Raw genomic sequence first — 19,538 nt, forward strand, 5'->3', positions numbered from 1 at the left:
ATTTTTTTTGATTGAAATTCATGTTAACACAATTTACATTATTACTAACGCAAATTTATTTATGTTAAGATATCAACTCTATTTATTTTAATATAATAAAAAAAGACTGACAAAATAGTCAGTCTTTCGATTATAATTTTAATTATTCTATATTTTTAAGTAATATCCATCCTGTTTTCACCGTAACTTCTTTACTCGCAGGATCTTCAAAGGTTATCTGATACCAGTATGTGGAGGTAGGAAGCTTTTTCCCCTGGAAATATCCATCCCAATATGGATTGATCTTCGCTGCTTTGAAGACTTCTCTTCCGTATCGGTCAAAAACCTGTCCGCTGAAATCTTTATAGTTGACCACTCCGCTGAAATCTATAATATCATTAATATTATCCCCATTTGGAGTAATTACATTTTTCATAACGAATGTAAAGAATTCAAGGAAACCTACGCAGCTTGTAAATTTAACTCTCACCCTGATTGAAATGACTTTATTTTTAGGGACATTGTTAAATACATTTGAAGCCTGCCATGTTACTCCGTTATCCACTGAATATTCTAGAATACCATTACTTGGATTACTTGCTGTAACAATCATTGTCCCATTATCATTATAATCCACTTTTATTACTTCAGGAATCACTGCTTTAATAACTTGTGTTTTAAATTCTTTTGAACATACTCCGTTGCTTATCATTACTGAATATTCTCCCGGAGTAGATACAGTAATACTCTGACCTGTTTCACCATTACTCCACTGATAGCTGTATCCAGGTCCTGAACCTGCATCCAGGATTATTTTATCTCCCTGGCAGATATGTCCTCCTTTTAAGTTTGAAACGATAGCTGGTACTACTTCTATTGTAATACGTGCCGGCTGAAGAGATTTACATCCCTGTGCTCCGATAGCATATACTGTATATGTAGTCGTTTGAGTAGGGCTTACAGTTCTTATTCCACCAGTAGTAGCTGCAGAATCGCTCCACTGATATGTTACTCCACCGGTAGCTGTTAATAATACAGATTCGCCTGCACAGATTTTTAATCGAGGAGCTGTAACTAATGCTGTTGGAGTTTCTTCTTTTCTTAAAGTTAAAGTTGCAATTTTACTACAAAAAGCTCCATTGGAAACCAGTACATATAATATCTGTCCATCTGTTCCGTTGTAGGTTGTCAGATTGGTAATATAACTATTATTTTGAGCCTGTGCATCAGCCTGATTGGCATAAAAACGGAATACCGCTCCCTGCGTTGTACTGATGAGAGGTTTTGCTGTTTCTAAATTAAAGGTACTGAGCGAAGGTGTTGTACAAAGCTTAAGTTCAGCATTCTGTACCGTAGGGCTCGTTCCTCCAACAATGGTAATAGTTGCTTCACTAGGACACTGATTGCCCGGAACCATTACTTTTACAGTATATACTCCTGGTTGGGTAGCAATATAAATAGCGCTGGTTGCTCCGGGAATGGCAACTCCATCTTTATACCACTGATACGTCATTCCCGGAATGGCTGCTACCTGAGCTTTCAATTGCTTTGGTGTATTGTCACACATGTTGATGCTGCCTGGCAAAACTGCTCCGGCTTCATCTACAATTTTAATTCCGACATCAAAAGATCCACCTTCCAAGAAAACAGCAGAGTCATGAGAAGGATCCTTTGCATCTGCCAATACCATTTTAAAGTGATAGGTCTGTCCAGGAATTACATCTGCCACGGCTGTTAAAGGAGTTGTTCTCCCAAAATAATTAATAACCAAATGCGGATTCGCCAAAGCGCCAAAATAAGTTGCATTGATAGGACCACAACTGAATCCATTTCCTGCAGGAACAATATTGGTTGCACTTACAGGTCCTGCACCTCCGGGTAATATGGCAAGATTAGTATAGGTAGGATCTCCAACTTTCTTTAATAATAGCGCAAAAGCATCAGAATATCCCGTACAAGGATAGTTGGAAGTATATTCATCAGAAACGAATATATAATTAAATTTTACCTGATTGGAATTGGGTACAAAATCAAATTCAAGTGCTACAGCATCCGTTAAGCTAACATTAGCCCCGGTAGCTGCCACAAGATCAGCATCACTTCCTGTTCCTACTGATTGTCCAACAGCTGCCACATAGTTATTACCTGCTTCCGAAGCATATCCTGTAGTCAGAACAATACCATCAGTGAAAGGAAAACTTGTTGTACCTTTATGAAAATATCCCCAAAATCTGTTGTTATTAGTCACATCATGATTAGGAGATACTGTAACATTGGTCACATTGGCTGTTGTACAATTGGTACCACCATTGATCAAAATATTCTTCACCAATTGCTCGGGTGTATAGTTTGAAGGGGTGTAAGGAGGTACATTCACATCAATGAATGCTCCAGCCCTAAGACTGGCAGCAGAAGGCTTTATCTTTTCTGATTTTCTGACTGGTCTCGATTGAGAAAATGCAGAAACTGAAATCAATAAAAAAGAAAAAAGGAAAAAATAGTTTTTTAGTCTATAGATTAACATTTTGTTTTCATTTGTTCAAATGTAGCAAAAATATCAATAACAAATCAGCCTTTAATGTTACTATTTTTCAAGTAAACGCCTAGATTCATAATATTTTTTTCTTATTATTACGTTTTTCGCAAATCATTTTATAACAAAAATCCACAAAAAAACAGATCAATTGTATTGATCTGTTGATATTTCATTGCTATGATTCAGTTGCAGCTATTCTTCTTTTTTCAATTGCTCAATTTCATTTTTCAACTGAGAGATAATATCTTTTAAAGCTTTTATTTCATTCTTATTAGAGTTGACATTACTCCTCAATATTACATTTTTTGCTCTTTCATTGTGATCTTCTTCTTCCTCTTCTTCATTAATCTCTTCAATATCTTCCTGAATATCTTCTATATCCTCATTAATCTCTTCAATGTCTTCGCTGATCTCTTCAATATCCTCACTGATTTCTTCGATATCCTCCTGAATGTCTTCAATATCTTCACTGATCTCTTCAATATCCACCTGGATATCTTCAATTTTCTCGTGACTTTTATTAACCGACATCTGGATAAAAATAGCCAGATAAATAGCTTCCAGAGAAAGCACTGTAGTAAGAATCAGAAGCATCTTATCAAAATCTACGATATGCAGCATCGGAAGCACAAACGAAGTAAGAAACAATAGAGTATGTACAATCAGAGACTGAATAGACCCTATCCATGATGTAATACTGTCTGCTATTTTTTCAAGAACTTCTGTTTTTTCGTTATATTTTTTCATCCTTTATATTTTTACAACAGTTCTTTGGTAACGCCTAATCCAAACAAGGCAAAATCATATTTTGCAGGATCTGTTTCATCAAATTTCCTGATGGCAGCATCCAGTTCTTCTACTGTTTTCCAGTCATTTTGTGTTCTGGAAACCAATCCCAGTTTTCTGGAGATATTTCCGGTATGCACATCCAAAGGAATGGAAAGATATTTCTGATCTATATTTTCCCAGATTCCAAAATCTACCCCTCTTTTATCTTTACGTACCATCCACCTTAAAAACATAATAATCCTTTTGGCAGAAGAGTTTTTGTAAGGCGAGCTGACATGTTTATGGCTTCTGTGTTTTTCTGTTTCAAGAAATCCACTCCTGAATCGTTCTATGGCGTGGAGAAAATTATTCTCCGGTTCTTTTACCTCAAACAGATTTTCCAGGCTTTCATTTTCTTTATAAATCCTGTTGAACTGTTTGATAAAATAGGAAAAATCCTGCCCATTGAAAGTTCTGTGAATGCTTTTATCCTGAATATCTTCCAGATCTTTTTCTGAATAATTCATCACAAAATCATAGGGAGAATTTCCCATAATATCAAGCATCTTGTCCGCAGAATTAATGATTGACTTTCTGTTCCCCCAGGAAATTGTAGCTGCCAGAAATCCTGCAATTTCAATGTCCTGTTTTAAAGAAAAACGATGAGGAATCTGTATGGGATCATTTTCAATAAAATCGGGAGCATTATACTGATCTGCCTTTTCGTTGAGAAAATCTCTGAGTTCTTCAAATTTCAGCATATTCATTTTAAATCTTTACACTTTCCAATGCTTTTGGTAAAAATGTATTGGGAAAAATCTCTCTTGCTTCATCGGTAAATACAGTCAGATCACCATATCTGTTGGAAAAATGTCCTAAGATCAATTTTTCAACCTGCGCTTTCTGAGCAATCGTTGCTGCTTCTAATGCCGTAGTATGCCCTGTATAATCAGCCATTTCCTTCAAATCATGTAAAAATGTAGATTCATGGTAGAGAACCGTTGCATTTTTAATAATCGGAATAACACTTTCAAGGTAACGGGTATCACTGCAAAATGCATAAGATACCGGCGGAACAGGCTCAAGAGTCAGAATTTCGTTTTTTAGCACATATCCATCGCTCAGTACAAAATCTTTCCCTGCTTTTATATTATGATAATCACAGGTTTCAATCTCGTTGTATTTCGCAATTTCCTTCATATTAAGATGCCTGTCTTTTGGCTTTTCCTTAAAAAGGTAACCATTACAGTAAATTCTGTGATCCAATGGAATGGTATATACTTCTACTCTGTTGTCTTCATATATTTTTTCAGAATGATCTTTATCCAGTTCATGATAGACTACCTCAAAACCGCGGTGGGTTTCCGTAATCTGAAAAATAGTTTCCAGCATCTTCTTAATCCCTTTCGGGCCATAGACATGCAGCGGAGTATCTCTTCCTAAAAGACGGAAAGAGGCAATAAGTCCCGGAAGCCCAAAACAGTGATCTCCATGAAGATGAGAGATAAAAATATGATTGATTTTTGAAAATCTTGCTTTTGCTTTTCTCAGCTGTACCTGTGTTCCTTCTCCACAATCAATAAGGAAGAGTCTTTCTTCCATTTCCAGCAGCTGGGCTGTGGGTGATGTATTGATGGTCGGAATCGCTGAATTGAAACCTAATATTGTTAAATAAGTACTCAAACCAATAATTTATTATAACAAATGTACGACAGAAAATCTAAATGGGTCGTTCACCCTGATATTTAAACTTAATCAGTCACTTTTAAAAAATCCATAAATAAATCTAAGGCCTGCTTACGGTGGCTGATTTTGTTTTTATCTTCCGGATTCATCTCTGCAAAGGTTCTGTCATGACCCGTCGGAACAAAAATAGGATCATATCCGAAGCCTTTAAAACCTTTATTTTCTGTCAGTAAATTTCCATGTACTCTACCTTCAAAATACTGAGCTCCTTTTTCATCATAGTAGCACAGAACGGTAACAAAATAAGCTTTTCTGTTTTCTATTCCCTGCATTTCTTCCAGCACCTTTTCAATATTTTTCGCAAAATCATGATCTCCGGCATAGCGGGCAGAGAAAATTCCAGGTCTTCCATCCAAGGATTCCACTACCAGACCGCTGTCATCTCCCAAACTTGGAACACCTGTTTTTTCAAAGCAGTATTTTGCCTTGATCAGGGCATTGGCATGAAAAGAATCTCCATCTTCCACAATTTCTTCGTGAATATTATAATCGGTAAGACTTTTCACAACGCAGTCACTTCCCAGGATCTGTTGAATTTCTTCTTTTTTATGTTCGTTGTGTGTGGCTACTAATAATTCCATTTCTATATTCATTTTCAATTTTACTTTTTTAGCTTGGTTAATTACATTTCAGCATAATGCACTTTATACTTTTTCATAAAAAGATAATAGAATAAAGAGAAAAGTACAATTCCTACGGCCAGTACAAGCCATTCTGAAACATGAAGAACTTTTGAAAAACTTTCATCTTTACCATAAAGTACCAACAGCGAAAGGGTTAAATTATTAAACGCATGCAGCAGTATGGGCATCAGTAAAGATTTTGTTTTATGGTATACCAATCCCAGCACGCAGCCCAGCATCACTGCGCTGATAAACTGCCATGGATTTCCGTGAACCACTCCAAAAATAATGGAAGCATACAGAATCGCTTTCCATGGTTCTACTCCTTTATTAACCAATCCTTTCTGGATAATTCCTCTGAATATAATTTCCTCAAAAATGGGAGCCATAATCACCGTCATGATAATCATTACAACAGGATTATCAGTAAGCTGGCTCATCAACTGAGTAAAATATTCATAAAAATCACCAAAAAAAGGTCCTGTAGTAGGAATCTGAGCGGCAATAAATTCTGAAATAAACATCATTCCCGCCATCATTGGAAAAATAAGAAGATAGGTAGAGAAATTAACGGATGATAAATTGAAGTTAAGCTTCTTTTGGGTGGTACGTCTTACAATGAAAAAATCAAAAAAGGCAATAGCCGTAAGGAATCCTACAGAATTCGCAACCATAAGAAACCAGTCTTTAAGCTCAATATTTTCCTTGAAAACAACTTTCCAAAAAGTACTGAATAAAGAAACAGCCATTGTTCCTACGAATAATCCAACCACCAAAACAACACCGCCAAACCATGTGAACGTAAACTTCGGATATTTGCTATTTTCCATCCTTTCTCTGTAAAAAGTTTATTAAAAACAAAGATAATTTTTTTGACTGCTACAGGCAACTAAAAAAGGATTTTCTTATTTTCGTTCTTTTATCCATGAACCTCATAAAATGAATACCGAATCTCCGTTCCAGAAGATTGAGTCTACAACAAACAAATTGATGACGATCATTCTGAATGCCCTCTTTTTCATTACATTGATTCCTTTCACGATACTTTTCGTTTTGGGGCCTGTTTACGGAATTTATAAAAGAGGATTTGAGACAATGTTTTATCCAGCCTTGGTTAGTTGGGGAATATCAGCACTTATTTTAATTCCTGTAATCCGTTACTATATTTTAAAAAGAAAAAAAATAAGAAGTAAAATTATGGTTGATGAAACCGGACTTTTATTTTATAATGCAAAAAATGAGATTGAAGATCAGATACTTTATAAGGACCTTCGGCCTTCAAAACAAAATTTTGATATTTATACTGTAACTCCGGTGGGATCAGGTATTGCTCCTTTACTGGAAATAACAACCCAATCAGAGAAAAAAGACGAGACTACAAGACGTATTGATATGAACCTTCCTCTGAAGGTGGTAAAGAATAAATATACTTTGTATGCACACTTCCTGCGCGGCATTGTTACTTTCCGCCCTGATTTAAAGGTGGATCCGCTTGTTTTCTGCAGCTATTCCATTGATACGGAAACATGGAAAGTGGATAACAAAGGAATTTCCCCGGGAGGCTGGCTTTTAATTCTTGCAGCTCTTATTATTACAGCACTTATCATCGGATTTGTCTTTTTATTATCTGAAACCTCCAATTAATATGACAGAAAAATTCCAAACCATAGAATCCAAAATCAATAAACCCATTACTTATTTTTTAATGGGAATCATCTGGATAGCTGTCATTCTGATTATTGTAGTAATCGGGATCGTTTTTGATCTTATTTACAATAATTTCAAACAATATTTAGAAAATGATCCCGGCATTCTTTTCACTCTTTTTGTTGCCCAGCTTCTTCTTCTGGGTTGCAGCATAGCTTTGATAATGGCTTTGACCTACCGAAAAAAGGAAAAGATAAGAAAAGCGGTTGTAGATGACAAAGGAATTACTTTCTACAATAATCAAAATACCATTATTGAAACCGTATTTTACAATAATCTTCATCAAGCCCAAAATTCTTCTGATGATGTATACGTCCGCAACACTCAGACCGTAAAATATGGTAAAACAACATTACAGGTCTATATGAAAAATAAAACAGGAGAAATTGTCCCTTTAACTGTAGATTTTAACTTTGAATTGGTAATTCTGCGTAATCAATATGATTTGTACCGTCATTTTCTAAAAGGCATTCAGCACTTTCGTCCTGAACTGAAAATTACCCAGCAGACCATTGAACAGTATAACCTTAGTTCAGAGCCACAAAAAACGGAATTTGGTGTGTTTGAATACATTATATCTGCCGTTTTTATACTGATTGCCGTTGGATTGATTTATGTTTTTATGTTGCTAATAAAAATGTTTGTTTGACAGCAGCGTTAATGTAAAGCCCGCTATTGATCTGTTCACAGCCCTATTTATCATTCTCAAACGTGATTATCGTTCTATTCTTCTGCCTGATCAACATTGTCGTAATATAATTTGAAAACCTCGCAAAAAATCACGATTTTTGCAACTTCAAAATACGATATGTCAGACTTAATCAAAGAAATACAAAAAAGAAAGACCTTCGGGATCATTTCCCACCCGGATGCCGGAAAAACAACTCTTACGGAAAAGCTACTTCTTTTCGGGGGTGCTATTCAGGAAGCGGGTGCGGTAAAATCCAACAAAATAAAAAAAGGAGCTACCTCCGACTTTATGGAAATTGAAAGACAGAGAGGGATCTCTGTAGCGACTTCCGTATTGGCTTTTGAATATAGAGACCACAAAATCAACATTCTCGATACTCCCGGTCACAAAGACTTCGCAGAGGATACTTACAGAACATTAACTGCTGTAGACTCAGTAATCGTTGTGATCGACGTTGCAAAAGGGGTTGAGGAACAGACTGAGAAACTCGTTAAGGTTTGCAGAATGAGAAACATTCCTATGTTGGTTTTCATCAATAAACTAGACCGTGAGGGTAAAGATGCTTTCGATTTATTGGATGAAGTAGAACAAAAATTAGGATTAACGGTTTGCCCGCTTTCTTTACCAATTGGTATGGGAAGTGACTTCCAGGGAATTTATAATATCTGGGAAGACAACATTCAGCTATTCCTGGAGGAGAAAAAACAGAAAGTTGGTGATTCTATCAAGTTTGATGACATCAATGACACTTCTATAGATGAGGTAATTGGTGAAAAAGCAGCAAAAACTTTAAGAGAAGAACTTGACCTTATTCAATCTGTTTATCCTGAGTTTAACCGTGATGATTATATGAAAGGTGATCTTCAGCCTGTATTCTTCGGTTCGGCTTTAAATAACTTTGGGGTTCGTGAATTACTGGATGCTTTCATTGATATTGCACCAATGCCACAGCCAAAAGAAAGTGATACGCGTTTGGTAAAACCTGAAGAAAGTACTTTCACAGGATTCGTTTTCAAAATCCATGCGAATATGGATCCTAAACACAGAGACAGACTTGCTTTCGTAAAGATTGTTTCAGGAACATTCAAGAGAAACGAAAATTATTTGTTGGTAAGAGAAGGTAAAAAAATGAAGTTTTCTTCTCCCAACGCATTCTTCGCTGATAAAAAAGAAGTAGTGGAAGAAAGTTTCCCTGGGGATATTGTTGGTTTACATGATACCGGAAGTTTCAGAATCGGAGATACACTTACGGGTGGAGAAAAATTAAGTTTCAAAGGTATTCCTAGCTTCTCTCCTGAACATTTCCGTTATATCAACAACAATGATCCGTTAAAAGCCAAACAACTGGCAAAAGGTATTGATCAGCTGATGGATGAAGGGGTTGCGCAGCTATTTACTCTTGAAATGAACGGAAGAAAGATCATTGGAACTGTAGGAGCCCTTCAGTACGAGGTTATTCAATATCGTTTAGAGCATGAATATGGGGCAAAATGTACGTATGAACCTCTATCCATGCACAAAGCATGTTGGGTAGAAGCTGATGAAAAGTCTGAAGAGTTCAAAGAATTTGCAAGATTAAAGCAGAGATTCCTGGCAAGAGACAAATACAATCAATTGGTATTCTTAGCAGATTCTTCTTTCACAATTCATATGACGCAGGAGAAATTCCCGAATGTGAAATTACATTTCATTAGTGAATTTCAGGAACATTAATTAAAAGACAAATCGCTTACAATATAGATCCGTAGAAATTTTCTACGGATTTTTTATTTCTTACTATATAATCATTTTTATGAAGGGGGTGAGATTATTATATCTGGATTCCTACGGAATGACAAACAGAACGCTAAATTTATCCATGCATTTTGTCATTCCGTAGGAATCTAATTCATAAGTAATAAAGTTGTATTATTAAATACTTCTTTAGAGAGCATATCTCAGCTTCTTATACTATTAAAACTCAGAAACGTTTTGTAAATCTTTTGTAAAACAAATACAAACCCCTGAAAATATAACAGTTATAATTTTACCAGCACAATACATTCTATTTACAATCTTTACAAGAACTTCCCTCCTAATTTTACTTCATCAAAAAAATTAATGTTATGAAAAAGTTCATATTACTTGTTGCTGTATCAGGCACTTTCATTATGTGTAAAAAAGGAGAAACTACTCAGGAGAGTCTTCACGAAGCAATTCATTCAGCAGACAGCGCAGCTACAGTAGCTACAGAAACCATTGACAATGCCAGTAAAGCAGCCAACCAGGTAATGGATTCTGCCAGTATTAAAATAAAAGATTTTGAGGATACCAGGAACGATATTCATCAAAAAATAGAAAAGACCTCCAAAATGGTAGATTCTTTATCTGATAAAATTGCCAATACAAAACTGGAATCCAAAATAGAGAAAAAGGATTCAACGGAGAAAAAGTCTGAAAAAATTGCTGTAAAAGCTCCGGCTCCAAAGGTTATTAAAGAAACCAAAATCATTTATAAAGACAAGCCTAAAAATGACAGTTATGAACTGAATATGCCAAAAGATAAAATGGTAAAATCAGGATATCTTGTCATAAAAGCAGAGAATGCAGAAACGGTGAAGGAAATCATCAGGGAAGAAGCCCATAAAAATAACGGCTACATCAAAAGCGAAAATCTTTCTTACGTGGAATCTGCCAGTCCTTATGGAGAAAATCAAAAAATATACAGCCTTGATATCAAAGTTCCGATCCAGCATTTTGATGATTTAATGGATGCTATCAACAGCAATGTTGGAGACATAGACACTAAGGATATTCAGGTTTCAGGGCGTAATTATGCAGACAATACGATCTGTACGATCAATATAAATATCAGTGATAAGGCTCAAACAGAAAAAGAACCTCAAACTTTCGGTGGAAAATCATTGGCAGCCATTGAATCAGGCTGGGAGGTGATTACTTCTATTTTCCTGTTTATTCTTCCGTTGTGGCCTTTATTCCTTATTGCCGGTATTGGATATTACTTTTATAAAAAGAAAAATAAAAACATTCCTCATAACGACTCTCACTAGATTTAAAATCCATCTTCATGGTGGATTTTTAATATTTTTTTAATGAGGTTTAGAGGGTAAGGTTAATTCTTATGCTTAATTTTATAACATTAATAAAAACAGCTTGTTTATTAAGAAAAATCCTCTTAACTTTAAGTGTAGATAAAAACAATGAATCTTTGTTTATACAGGATTCCCCACAAAACCGGAAATTTTTATTTCATATATTAATATTTTGTGATTTGGTGTAAAATAAGGCCCTCAATTGAGAGCCTTATTTGTTTTTATTTCATGTTCACTACTTTGTCTACGACAAACTTTGTATTTCCTCTCCATGGGAGAGCACCGTTGTATTCTTTGTAATGCAGATCAAAGCTTTTACCGCTATTGGTTTCCAATTGTTTGAAAATCTCAGGATCATCTACAGAAAACTCAAACTCGTAGCTTGTAATGGTTCCTGTTTTTCCTCTCCCGAAACCTTCCTGAATCAGTTTACCTTCATAGGTTTTGAAGACATAGCCTTTTTTCATGGCATAGTTCAGGTATCCTGATTTTACTCCTTCTCCGAAAACAAAATAGTACTTATACCAGACAAATACGCCTAGTAACAACAGTACAACACCGAGGGTGATCCACAAAGATTTTTTCATAGGTAGTGTGTTTTATAAAATGTTATTTTGCAATGCTTCTTGAGATCACGATTTTCTGAATTTCAGAAGTTCCTTCGTAGATCTGAGTGATTTTAGCATCTCTCATGAATCTTTCTACGTGGTATTCTTTCACGTATCCGTATCCACCGTGGATCTGTACTGCTTCAATAGTAGTATCCATTGCTACCTGAGAAGAGTATAATTTTGCCATAGCTCCACTTTCAGAGATATCTTTTCCTGCATCTTTTTCACATGCTGCTTTGAAACATAACATTCTTGCTGCTGTGATCTGCGTAGCCATATCAGCTAATTTGAATGCAATAGCCTGGTGGTTGATGATTTCAGTTTTGAAAGCTTTTCTTGTTTTAGCATACTTCAATGCCAGCTCGTAAGCTCCTGAAGCAATACCTAAAGCCTGAGAAGCAATACCGATTCTTCCTCCGTTCAACACAGCCATAGCAAAGTTGAACCCGAATCCGTCAACACCAATTCTGTTTTCTTTTGGAACTTTTACATTGTTAAAGATCAAAGAGTGTGTATCACTTCCTCTGATTCCTAATTTGTCTTCTTTTGGTCCGATTTCAAATCCTTCCCATCCTCTTTCTACGATGAAAGCATTGATCCCTTTGTGTTTTTTCTCAGGATCTGTCTGTGCAATTACAATATAATAAGAAGCTGTTCCACCATTGGTGATCCAGTTTTTGATCCCATTTAAAAGATAATAATCTCCTTTATCTTCAGCAGTTGTTTTCTGAGAAGTTGCATCAGAACCAGCTTCAGGCTCAGATAATGCAAATGCTCCGATTACCTGTCCGCTAGCCAGTGGAGTAAGATATTTTACTTTCTGTTCTTCAGAAGCAAATTTTTCAAGACCGGCACAAACTAATGAGTTGTTTACAGACATTACAACAGCTGCAGAAGCATCCACTTTTGCAATCTCCTCCATTGCCAGCACATAAGAAACGCTGTCCATACCTGCACCGCCGTATTGTGGATCTACCATCATTCCTAAAAGTCCCATTTCTCCCATTTTCTTCACCTGTTCTGCAGGAAATTTCTGGTCACGGTCTCTTTCAATCACTCCAGGTAATAGTTCATTTTGTGCAAAATCTCTTGCTGCCTGCTGAATCATCAGCTGTTCTTCCGATAAATTAAAGTCCATAAAAAAAATAATTAGATAGCCGTAAATTTACACTTTTTAAGCAAATCTGAAAAAATTAAATTGAAAGCAGGAAAAAGGCACAGAAAATGGAAGTTAGAGCGAGTTTAATGCCAGTGAATGCGTGTTTTGGGATTCGAAATGATGAGAGATAAAAACAATACCGGATACATTCAGAACCGTAAACATTCACAAATGATCAGTTCAAAATATAAAATCCCCTTTTCAGGGCTTCCGGCCTCCTTTTTGATTCAATATATTATGGTAAGCATTTAACTAGTTTCTAATTATTACATTCAAATGTTTTCAATTAAAAAAAATGCTTATATTTAAATTTCTTTATAAATTACGTAAAAAATCATGACGATCAAGAGATTATTCGATATTCCACACTACGCTTTAGAAAAATATCCTAAAACGGATATGTTTGTAACGAAATATCAGGGTGAGTGGAAAAAAACTTCTACACAGGAGTTTATTAATGAGGGAAATAAGATATCCAGAGGATTATTGAAGCTTGGTATAAAACCGGGTGATAAAATCGCTTTGATTACAACCAATTCCCGTACAGAATGGGCTATTATGGACTTTGGGCTTTCTCAGATCGGAGTTGTTTCTGTACCTGTTTATCCAAGTATTTCACCTGAAGATTACGAATTTATCTTCAACAATGCCGAAATTCAGTACTGTTTTGTTTCTGATAAAGAACTGTTGACTAAGGTAATGAAAGTAAAACATAATATCCCAAGTCTACAGGGAATATTTACTTTTGACAACATCAGTGGCGCTGCCAACTGGAGAGAAATCCTTGATCTGGGTAAAGATGAGTCTACACAAATTGAAGTGGATGACCTTTCCAATGCCATCAATACAGAGGATCTTGCCACTATTATTTATACTTCCGGAACTACCGGGAGACCTAAAGGAGTAATGCTTACCCACAACAATATTGTTTCAAACGTATTGGGATCTATTCCAAGAATTCCAAAGAAAAAGAGCTTAGATTATAAGGAAACAAGGGCATTAAGCTTCCTGCCTATCTGCCATATCTTTGAAAGAATGCTGTTCTATCTCTATCAATACAACGGTTTTTCTCTTTATTTTGCTGAAAGCATCGAGAAAATGGGTGAAAACGTAAAAGAAGTGAAGCCTCATTATATGACTGTCGTTCCAAGACTGGTAGAAAAGGTATATGATAAAATTTACAATACAGGGTCTTCTGCCGGAGGATTGAAATCAAAAATTTTCTTCTGGGCTTTGAACCTGATCAGCAAGAAGAAAGTAATCTCAAAACCATCCGGACTTCAGGAAATCATCGCAGACAAACTGGTATTTTCTAAATGGAGAGAAGGTTTAGGTGGTGAAATTGTGACGTTGGTTTCAGGATCTGCGGCATTGTCTACAAGACTTAACTTAATGTTTCAAAATGCGGGAATTCCAATTTTGGAAGGTTATGGTTTAACGGAAACTTCGCCTGTAATTTCTGTAAACAGCTTTGAGAGAATGAGAGTGGGAACAGTAGGTATTCCATTGGATAATTTAAAAGTAAAAATCCAGGAAGATGGTGAAATTACAGTAAAAGGGCCTTCTGTTTTCAAAGGATATTTCCAAAACGAAGAAATGACCAAAGAAGCTTTTACAGAAGACGGGTTTTTCAAGACCGGAGATATCGGACATATTGATAGTGACGGATTTTTACAGATCACTGACCGTAAGAAAGAAATGTTCAAGACATCCGGCGGAAAATATATTGCCCCTCAGACGATTGAAAATTTAGCAAAGGCTTCTAAATTTATAGAGCAGATCATGGTGGTAGGTGATGGTGAAAAAATGCCATGTGCTTTGGTACAGCCTGATTTTGAATTTGCAAAAAGCTGGGCTATGAGAAACAATCTGAATATTGGTTCTACTCCGGAAGAGATTGCAAAAAGTGCTGAGCTGAAGCAAAGAATTGAAAAGGAAATCGAAGGAATCAACGAACATCTTGGAAACTGGGAGAAAATCAAAAAGATTGAACTTACTCCTGAAGTATGGAGCATTGAAAGCGGATTGCTTACTCCGACATTGAAACTGAAAAGAAAAGCAGTAAAAGAGAAGTTCATAGCCTTATATAATAAGATGTATGATCATCAGGAATAAATAATATCAACCGCTTCATTTTGAAGCGGTTTTTTTATGTTTTGGCTAAAGCCAATAGGAAGATCTATTCTTTTAATTAAACGGGCTAAAGCCCGTTCCTATTGACTGTCTCATTAGAATTCTTTTTATTAGAGTTAGAGTTGTCATTCAGAGTGAAGCGTGGAATCTAAGCTTTATTGAGACTCATTGCATGTCTAGATTCCTGCGGAATGACAAAGACACCGTAAAAATTACACCATCTTAAAAACGCATTAGCTATTGAATGTATAAAAAAAGCTGTTTCATTTCTGAAACAGCTTTTGTATGATTTAAAATCAATAATTAGAATTTAATTACAGATTTCATTCTTTCGTTTTCTTCCATTACCAATTCGTCATCAACAAGGATTTTCCCTGAATGCTCATCAATAATAATTTTCTTTCTCTGAGCAATTTCCATTTGCTTTTGAGGAGGGATTGTAAAGAAAGATCCTTTTGGAGCTCCTCTTTCTAATCCTACTACAGCAAGACCATTAACAGAATTTGTTCTGATTCTGTTGTAAGAAGCTAATAATCTCTCATCGATTTTACCTGCAAATTCTTTAGATTGCTCTAAAAGATATTCTTCTTCTTTCTGAGTTTCAGAGATAAGACCTTCTAATTCTTCTTTCTTGAATTTCAAGTGGTTTTTCAAATCGTCGATCTTAGTATTCAGTTCACTTAAAGTTTCGTTTTTGTGAGCAATTTTAACTCCAAATTCTTTAATTCTTTTTTCAGCAAGCTGAATTTCCAGATCCTGGAATTCCATTTCCTTTCCTAATGCTTCAAACTCTTTGTTGTTTCTTACATTATCCTGCTGAGATTTGTACTTCTCAATTAAAGTTTTAGCATGGTTAATAACTTCATGCTTTGTTTTGATCTGATCGTCCTGATCTTTGATGTCAGCATGAAATTTTTCAGCTCTTTTTTCAAGACCTTCAATCTCGATTTCAAGATCTTCAACTTCAATTGGCAATTCTCCTCTAGTATTTCGGATTTCATCCAATCTTGAATCAATGATCTGTAAATCGTATAAAGCTCTTAATTTTTCTTCAACTGAAATATCGTTGGTTTTTGCCATATTTAAATGAAATAATTTACTGGGTTTGTTTTTTCAATAGATTTTGAAATTGCAAATGTACTAAATTTTTGTGATAAAATTTCAAATAATTGTTGAGCAACAAATTGTTCTGACTCATAATGCCCAATATCGCAAATCAGCATTTTAGACTCTGCTAAAAAATAGTCGTGATATTTAAGATCTCCGGTAAGATAAGCATCACATTTTCTTGAAGCAGCAGATCTTATTCCACTTGCTCCGGAACCACCCAGAACCCCTACCCTTTTGATTTTTTTATTGTTGAAAGAGGAATGTTTTATCACTTCAAGACCAAACTTTTCTTTTACAAACCCCAGGAAATCTTTTTCATCCATTTCTTCTTCCAGGTCACCATACATTCCCAGTCCGGCATGTTGGTTTTTATTATCCAGACTGTAGATCTGATGAGCCACTTCTTCGTAAGGATGTGCGGCTTTCATAGCACCCACAATCTGACCTTGTTTAAAGCCTTCAAAAATTACAGAGATCATATCTTCATCTGCATTTTCACGAACACCCTTCTGTCCTGAAAAAGGGTTTGCTCCTTCTACCGGCCTGAATGTCCCGTTACCATTCACCGTAAAGCTGCATTCATCATAGAAACCGATATTTCCTGCTCCCGCTGAGAACATAGCTTCTCTTACTTTTTCGGAATACTCTTTCGGAACAAAAACCGTCAGTTGTTTTAAATTATTTTCTTTCGGCTGAAGGATTTTCATATTCTTTAATCCCAACTGTCTGCAAATTCCATAATTGACCCCAAAGAAATCATTATCAAATGCCGTATGAATGGCATAGATAGCCACTTTATTTTCAATAGCCTTTAAAACGGCTCTTTCTACATAGTTTTTCCCTGTTAAAGATTTGAGTCCGGAAAATATAATCGGATGGAAACATACAATCAGATTGCAGTTTCTTTCAATCGCTTCATCTACAACATTTTCCAGAGCATCATGACAAACCAGAATTCCAGATACATCACGATCATAAACACCACACAGCAGGCCAACATTATCAAAATCTTCTGCCTGTCTGATACTTATTTCTTCTTCAATCTTTGCAATTACAGTTTTTAGCTTCATTAATTTATATTTTACGGTTACAGCGAAGATATTAATTTTACTAAAAATTCAAAGAATATTTCTTCTGCAATAAAAAAACCGGCTTTCATTGGCCGGCTTGAATTTGATATAAAAAAATAAATAGACTGTTAATCTTTGAAAAGCGATACTCTTGTAAATGACTCCATTACTACACTACAGGTTATATCGGCTTCCATAAAAAGCTGATAGCCTTTTCCAGGATCAAGACTCGCAGGATCGGCAATAGTATAGAAATAAAATGTAAGAATGTTACCTGTTCCACTGGAACCACTTGGTACCAACTGGATAGAGTTAATTTCAAAACCGGAGTCAGGATTTTTAAAAGTAGCCTTTACAGATCCTGAAGAGTTGGACCCGGGAGTAATAGTCGCGATAGCTCTCCAGACATGGACTTGTCCGTTAATTTCGTTTTCCCTCCATTTACCAGTAGCTGAAATATAGATATTTGAGGTAACTCCCGGAAATGGAACTGTGGTTTCCGGCCAGCTTGTAGTAGGACTTGCTGCAAAGACCAGCGGTGTGGTATAAAGCACCTGTTGTCTTGGCCCATACCCGCTCCCTGCTGCACTTAAACTGAATGAGGGTTTTACATTTGCGTTTCCAGAATTTATTTTAACGACACCATCGTTACCAGCCTGAGAAGATGTAGGAACAAAAAGTTGTCTCCAGAGGGTACCATCCCAATACTGGAAGTTATTTGTTGTCGTATTAAAAATAAGGGTTCCTGCAGTAAGGTTAGCATTTACAATACCTGCAGGGGGCACTGTAGAAGCATTATTATCAGCCAGGTATGTATCCCGGTCAGTATCTGTAAGACGAGGAATGAGAATCCCTTTCTGGTTGGAGACTATATCCAGTACTGAAGCACCATTTGGTGTTGAAGTATTAATCCCAACCTGAGCATATACAAAACTGCTTATGAAAAACAGAATAAATAAGGTTAAATTTTTTCTCATGATATAAAGCTTTTGTTGAATAAAATTACAAACTTGGATTAATATTATGTTAAAAAATAAATTTTTATATGTCATATTTTATTCGTATTTTGTTTAATATAATGTATTGAAAATCATTAAATTAAATGCGTATAATTCACTTTTTAATGATGAAAATATTTTTAACATTTGCAAGATTCTTTTAACAATCATATCTTTACCCTATACTCTATAGAAATTACTAACTTCGCTGTGAAATAACCTATATAAATGGAAAGAGAACATAATCTTGTTCCTGAAGACAATCTTTGGAAAAGATTCCTTTACCGGATAATTTATCGTTCCGATACCAGACTCGGAAAACTGTTCGATATCATCTTATTATCTTTAATTCTTGCAAGTACAGCCATCATTATGATGGAAAGTGTACCTAAGCTTGATAAAAAGTTTCATTATACCTTCCTGATTCTGGAGTGGGTGATTTCTATTTTTTTCACTCTTGAGTATTCTATGCGTATTGCAGTGGTAAAGAATAAGCGAAGTTATATTTTCAGTTTTTTCGGAGTTATAGATTTTCTCGCACTGGTTCCTTTTTTCCTCAGCTTTTTCTTTCCCATCACTAAATATTTTCTGATTTTCAGAATGCTTAGAATGTTGAGAATTTTCAGGATTTTCAATTTGCTGGATTTTATGAATGACGGCTACCTTATTGTACGGGCTCTGAAAAACAGCTCGAGAAAGATTTACATTTTCCTTTTATTCCTGATTATATTCTCAGTTATTGTAGGATCACTGATGTTTATGGTGGAAGGCGGAAGGCAGGGGTTTGAAACCATACCGCAGTCTATCTATTGGGCAGTAGTTACTGTAACTACTGTAGGATATGGTGATGTATCCCCAATCACGCCTTTAGGAAAATTTTTTGCGGTTGTTCTGATGCTGGCCGGTTATTCTATTATTGCTGTCCCTACCGGTATTGTAACGGCAGAAATGAGAAACAAGAGACAAAACCTGGAACTGATCTGTGAACGATGCGGTAACGAAGATATTGATGATGATGCGAGGTATTGTAAGAAATGTGGCAAGAAATTAGCTTGATATTGGATATCAACATAATTTATTCACCAAATACCACAAAATCATGGAACAAAAAAAGAAAAACAAACCGAATAGTTTAGTGATCATTCTTTTTGCACTGGTGGTGCTGATGATCATCGTCTACTTTATATTAGCAATGTTCTTCCCTACTATTTTTGACCTTATGAATAAGGGAGAGATTCAGCCGGTGCCTAATAAATAATGAGTAATGGGTAATTCATAATGATTTATATAACATCGAGTCATATGACAAAATAAA

General features: G+C 35.6%; 18 protein-coding genes. 7 read left to right on the forward strand and 11 right to left on the reverse strand.

Features of this window, described 5'->3' with window-relative positions; translation table 11 throughout:
* Positions 1 to 142 precede the first annotated feature (142 nt).
* The 6 genes from ACPF63_RS14260 to ACPF63_RS14285 all read right to left on the reverse strand — a co-directional run bounded on the left by ACPF63_RS14260 (position 143) and on the right by ACPF63_RS14285 (position 6,482).
* Positions 143 to 2,503 (reverse strand): choice-of-anchor L domain-containing protein, encoded by a 2,361-nt coding sequence (locus tag ACPF63_RS14260; protein ID WP_426480361.1) that lies wholly within the window; start codon positions 2,501 to 2,503, stop codon positions 143 to 145.
* A gap of 204 nt (positions 2,504 to 2,707) precedes the next feature.
* Complete coding sequence (locus tag ACPF63_RS14265; RefSeq protein ID WP_077415300.1) at positions 2,708 to 3,262, reverse strand: DUF1003 domain-containing protein; 555 nt, start codon at positions 3,260 to 3,262, stop codon at positions 2,708 to 2,710.
* An 11-nt stretch (positions 3,263 to 3,273) separates the two neighbouring features.
* Positions 3,274 to 4,044: a TIGR02757 family protein gene (locus tag ACPF63_RS14270; protein WP_426480362.1), complete on the reverse strand. Its 771-nt coding sequence runs from the start codon at positions 4,042 to 4,044 to the stop codon at positions 3,274 to 3,276.
* A gap of 7 nt (positions 4,045 to 4,051) precedes the next feature.
* Positions 4,052 to 4,966 (reverse strand): ribonuclease Z, encoded by a 915-nt coding sequence (locus tag ACPF63_RS14275; RefSeq protein ID WP_426480363.1) that lies wholly within the window; start codon positions 4,964 to 4,966, stop codon positions 4,052 to 4,054.
* 68 nt (positions 4,967 to 5,034) lie between these two features.
* A complete protein-coding gene (rdgB, locus tag ACPF63_RS14280; protein ID WP_426480364.1) occupies positions 5,035 to 5,610 on the reverse strand; it encodes an RdgB/HAM1 family non-canonical purine NTP pyrophosphatase in 576 nt (191 codons plus the stop codon).
* A 41-nt stretch (positions 5,611 to 5,651) separates the two neighbouring features.
* Complete coding sequence (locus ACPF63_RS14285; protein WP_426480365.1) at positions 5,652 to 6,482, reverse strand: CPBP family intramembrane glutamic endopeptidase; 831 nt, start codon at positions 6,480 to 6,482, stop codon at positions 5,652 to 5,654.
* A 109-nt stretch (positions 6,483 to 6,591) separates the two neighbouring features.
* Between ACPF63_RS14285 and ACPF63_RS14290 the strand changes: the two genes are divergently transcribed.
* The 4 genes from ACPF63_RS14290 (at position 6,592) to ACPF63_RS14305 (ending at position 11,100) form a co-directional block, all read left to right on the forward strand.
* Positions 6,592 to 7,296 carry a hypothetical protein gene (locus ACPF63_RS14290; RefSeq protein ID WP_077415306.1) on the forward strand — a complete coding sequence of 235 codons (705 nt, stop codon included), beginning with the start codon at positions 6,592 to 6,594 and terminating at the stop codon, positions 7,294 to 7,296.
* Between the two features lies 1 nt (position 7,297).
* Complete coding sequence (locus tag ACPF63_RS14295; protein ID WP_077415308.1) at positions 7,298 to 8,008, forward strand: hypothetical protein; 711 nt, start codon at positions 7,298 to 7,300, stop codon at positions 8,006 to 8,008.
* A 159-nt stretch (positions 8,009 to 8,167) separates the two neighbouring features.
* Complete coding sequence (locus tag ACPF63_RS14300; RefSeq protein ID WP_426480366.1) at positions 8,168 to 9,763, forward strand: peptide chain release factor 3; 1,596 nt, start codon at positions 8,168 to 8,170, stop codon at positions 9,761 to 9,763.
* A 392-nt stretch (positions 9,764 to 10,155) separates the two neighbouring features.
* On the forward strand, positions 10,156 to 11,100 hold the full coding sequence (locus ACPF63_RS14305; RefSeq protein WP_426480367.1) for a DUF4349 domain-containing protein: 945 nt from the start codon (positions 10,156 to 10,158) through the stop codon (positions 11,098 to 11,100).
* A 263-nt stretch (positions 11,101 to 11,363) separates the two neighbouring features.
* Here ACPF63_RS14305 and ACPF63_RS14310 read toward each other — a convergent pair whose 3' ends face one another.
* Positions 11,364 to 11,729, reverse strand: a complete 366-nt coding sequence (locus ACPF63_RS14310) for a hypothetical protein (protein WP_077415314.1) — start codon at positions 11,727 to 11,729, stop codon at positions 11,364 to 11,366.
* A 22-nt stretch (positions 11,730 to 11,751) separates the two neighbouring features.
* Positions 11,752 to 12,891: an acyl-CoA dehydrogenase gene (locus ACPF63_RS14315; protein WP_077415316.1), complete on the reverse strand. Its 1,140-nt coding sequence runs from the start codon at positions 12,889 to 12,891 to the stop codon at positions 11,752 to 11,754.
* A gap of 357 nt (positions 12,892 to 13,248) precedes the next feature.
* On the opposite strand from ACPF63_RS14315, the gene ACPF63_RS14320 reads away from it, so the two are divergent.
* Positions 13,249 to 15,027 (forward strand): AMP-dependent synthetase/ligase, encoded by a 1,779-nt coding sequence (locus tag ACPF63_RS14320; RefSeq protein ID WP_426480368.1) that lies wholly within the window; start codon positions 13,249 to 13,251, stop codon positions 15,025 to 15,027.
* Between the two features lie 321 nt (positions 15,028 to 15,348).
* On the opposite strand, the gene ACPF63_RS14325 is transcribed toward ACPF63_RS14320, so the two are convergent.
* The 3 genes from ACPF63_RS14325 to ACPF63_RS14335 form a co-directional block, all read right to left on the reverse strand.
* The gene (locus ACPF63_RS14325) at positions 15,349 to 16,125 is read right to left on the reverse strand and encodes a zinc ribbon domain-containing protein (protein WP_426480369.1); all 777 of its coding nucleotides are present in this window, start codon (positions 16,123 to 16,125) and stop codon (positions 15,349 to 15,351) included.
* A 2-nt stretch (positions 16,126 to 16,127) separates the two neighbouring features.
* Positions 16,128 to 17,225 (reverse strand): Nif3-like dinuclear metal center hexameric protein, encoded by a 1,098-nt coding sequence (locus ACPF63_RS14330; RefSeq protein WP_426480370.1) that lies wholly within the window; start codon positions 17,223 to 17,225, stop codon positions 16,128 to 16,130.
* A 128-nt stretch (positions 17,226 to 17,353) separates the two neighbouring features.
* On the reverse strand, positions 17,354 to 18,202 hold the full coding sequence (locus ACPF63_RS14335; RefSeq protein ID WP_426480371.1) for a hypothetical protein: 849 nt from the start codon (positions 18,200 to 18,202) through the stop codon (positions 17,354 to 17,356).
* Positions 18,203 to 18,451: 249 nt separating this feature from the next.
* Between ACPF63_RS14335 and ACPF63_RS14340 the strand changes: the two genes are divergently transcribed.
* Both ACPF63_RS14340 and ACPF63_RS14345 read left to right on the forward strand, forming a co-directional pair.
* Positions 18,452 to 19,279, forward strand: coding sequence for an ion transporter (locus ACPF63_RS14340; protein ID WP_077415326.1), 828 nt, complete (start codon positions 18,452 to 18,454; stop codon positions 19,277 to 19,279).
* A 43-nt stretch (positions 19,280 to 19,322) separates the two neighbouring features.
* Positions 19,323 to 19,481: a hypothetical protein gene (locus ACPF63_RS14345; RefSeq protein ID WP_426480372.1), complete on the forward strand. Its 159-nt coding sequence runs from the start codon at positions 19,323 to 19,325 to the stop codon at positions 19,479 to 19,481.
* Positions 19,482 to 19,538: the final 57 nt, after the last annotated feature.

Origin of the sequence: Chryseobacterium sp. R2ACT005 (genome assembly GCF_049949215.1) — a bacterium.
Taxonomy (GTDB): Bacteria; Bacteroidota; Bacteroidia; order Flavobacteriales; family Weeksellaceae; genus Chryseobacterium.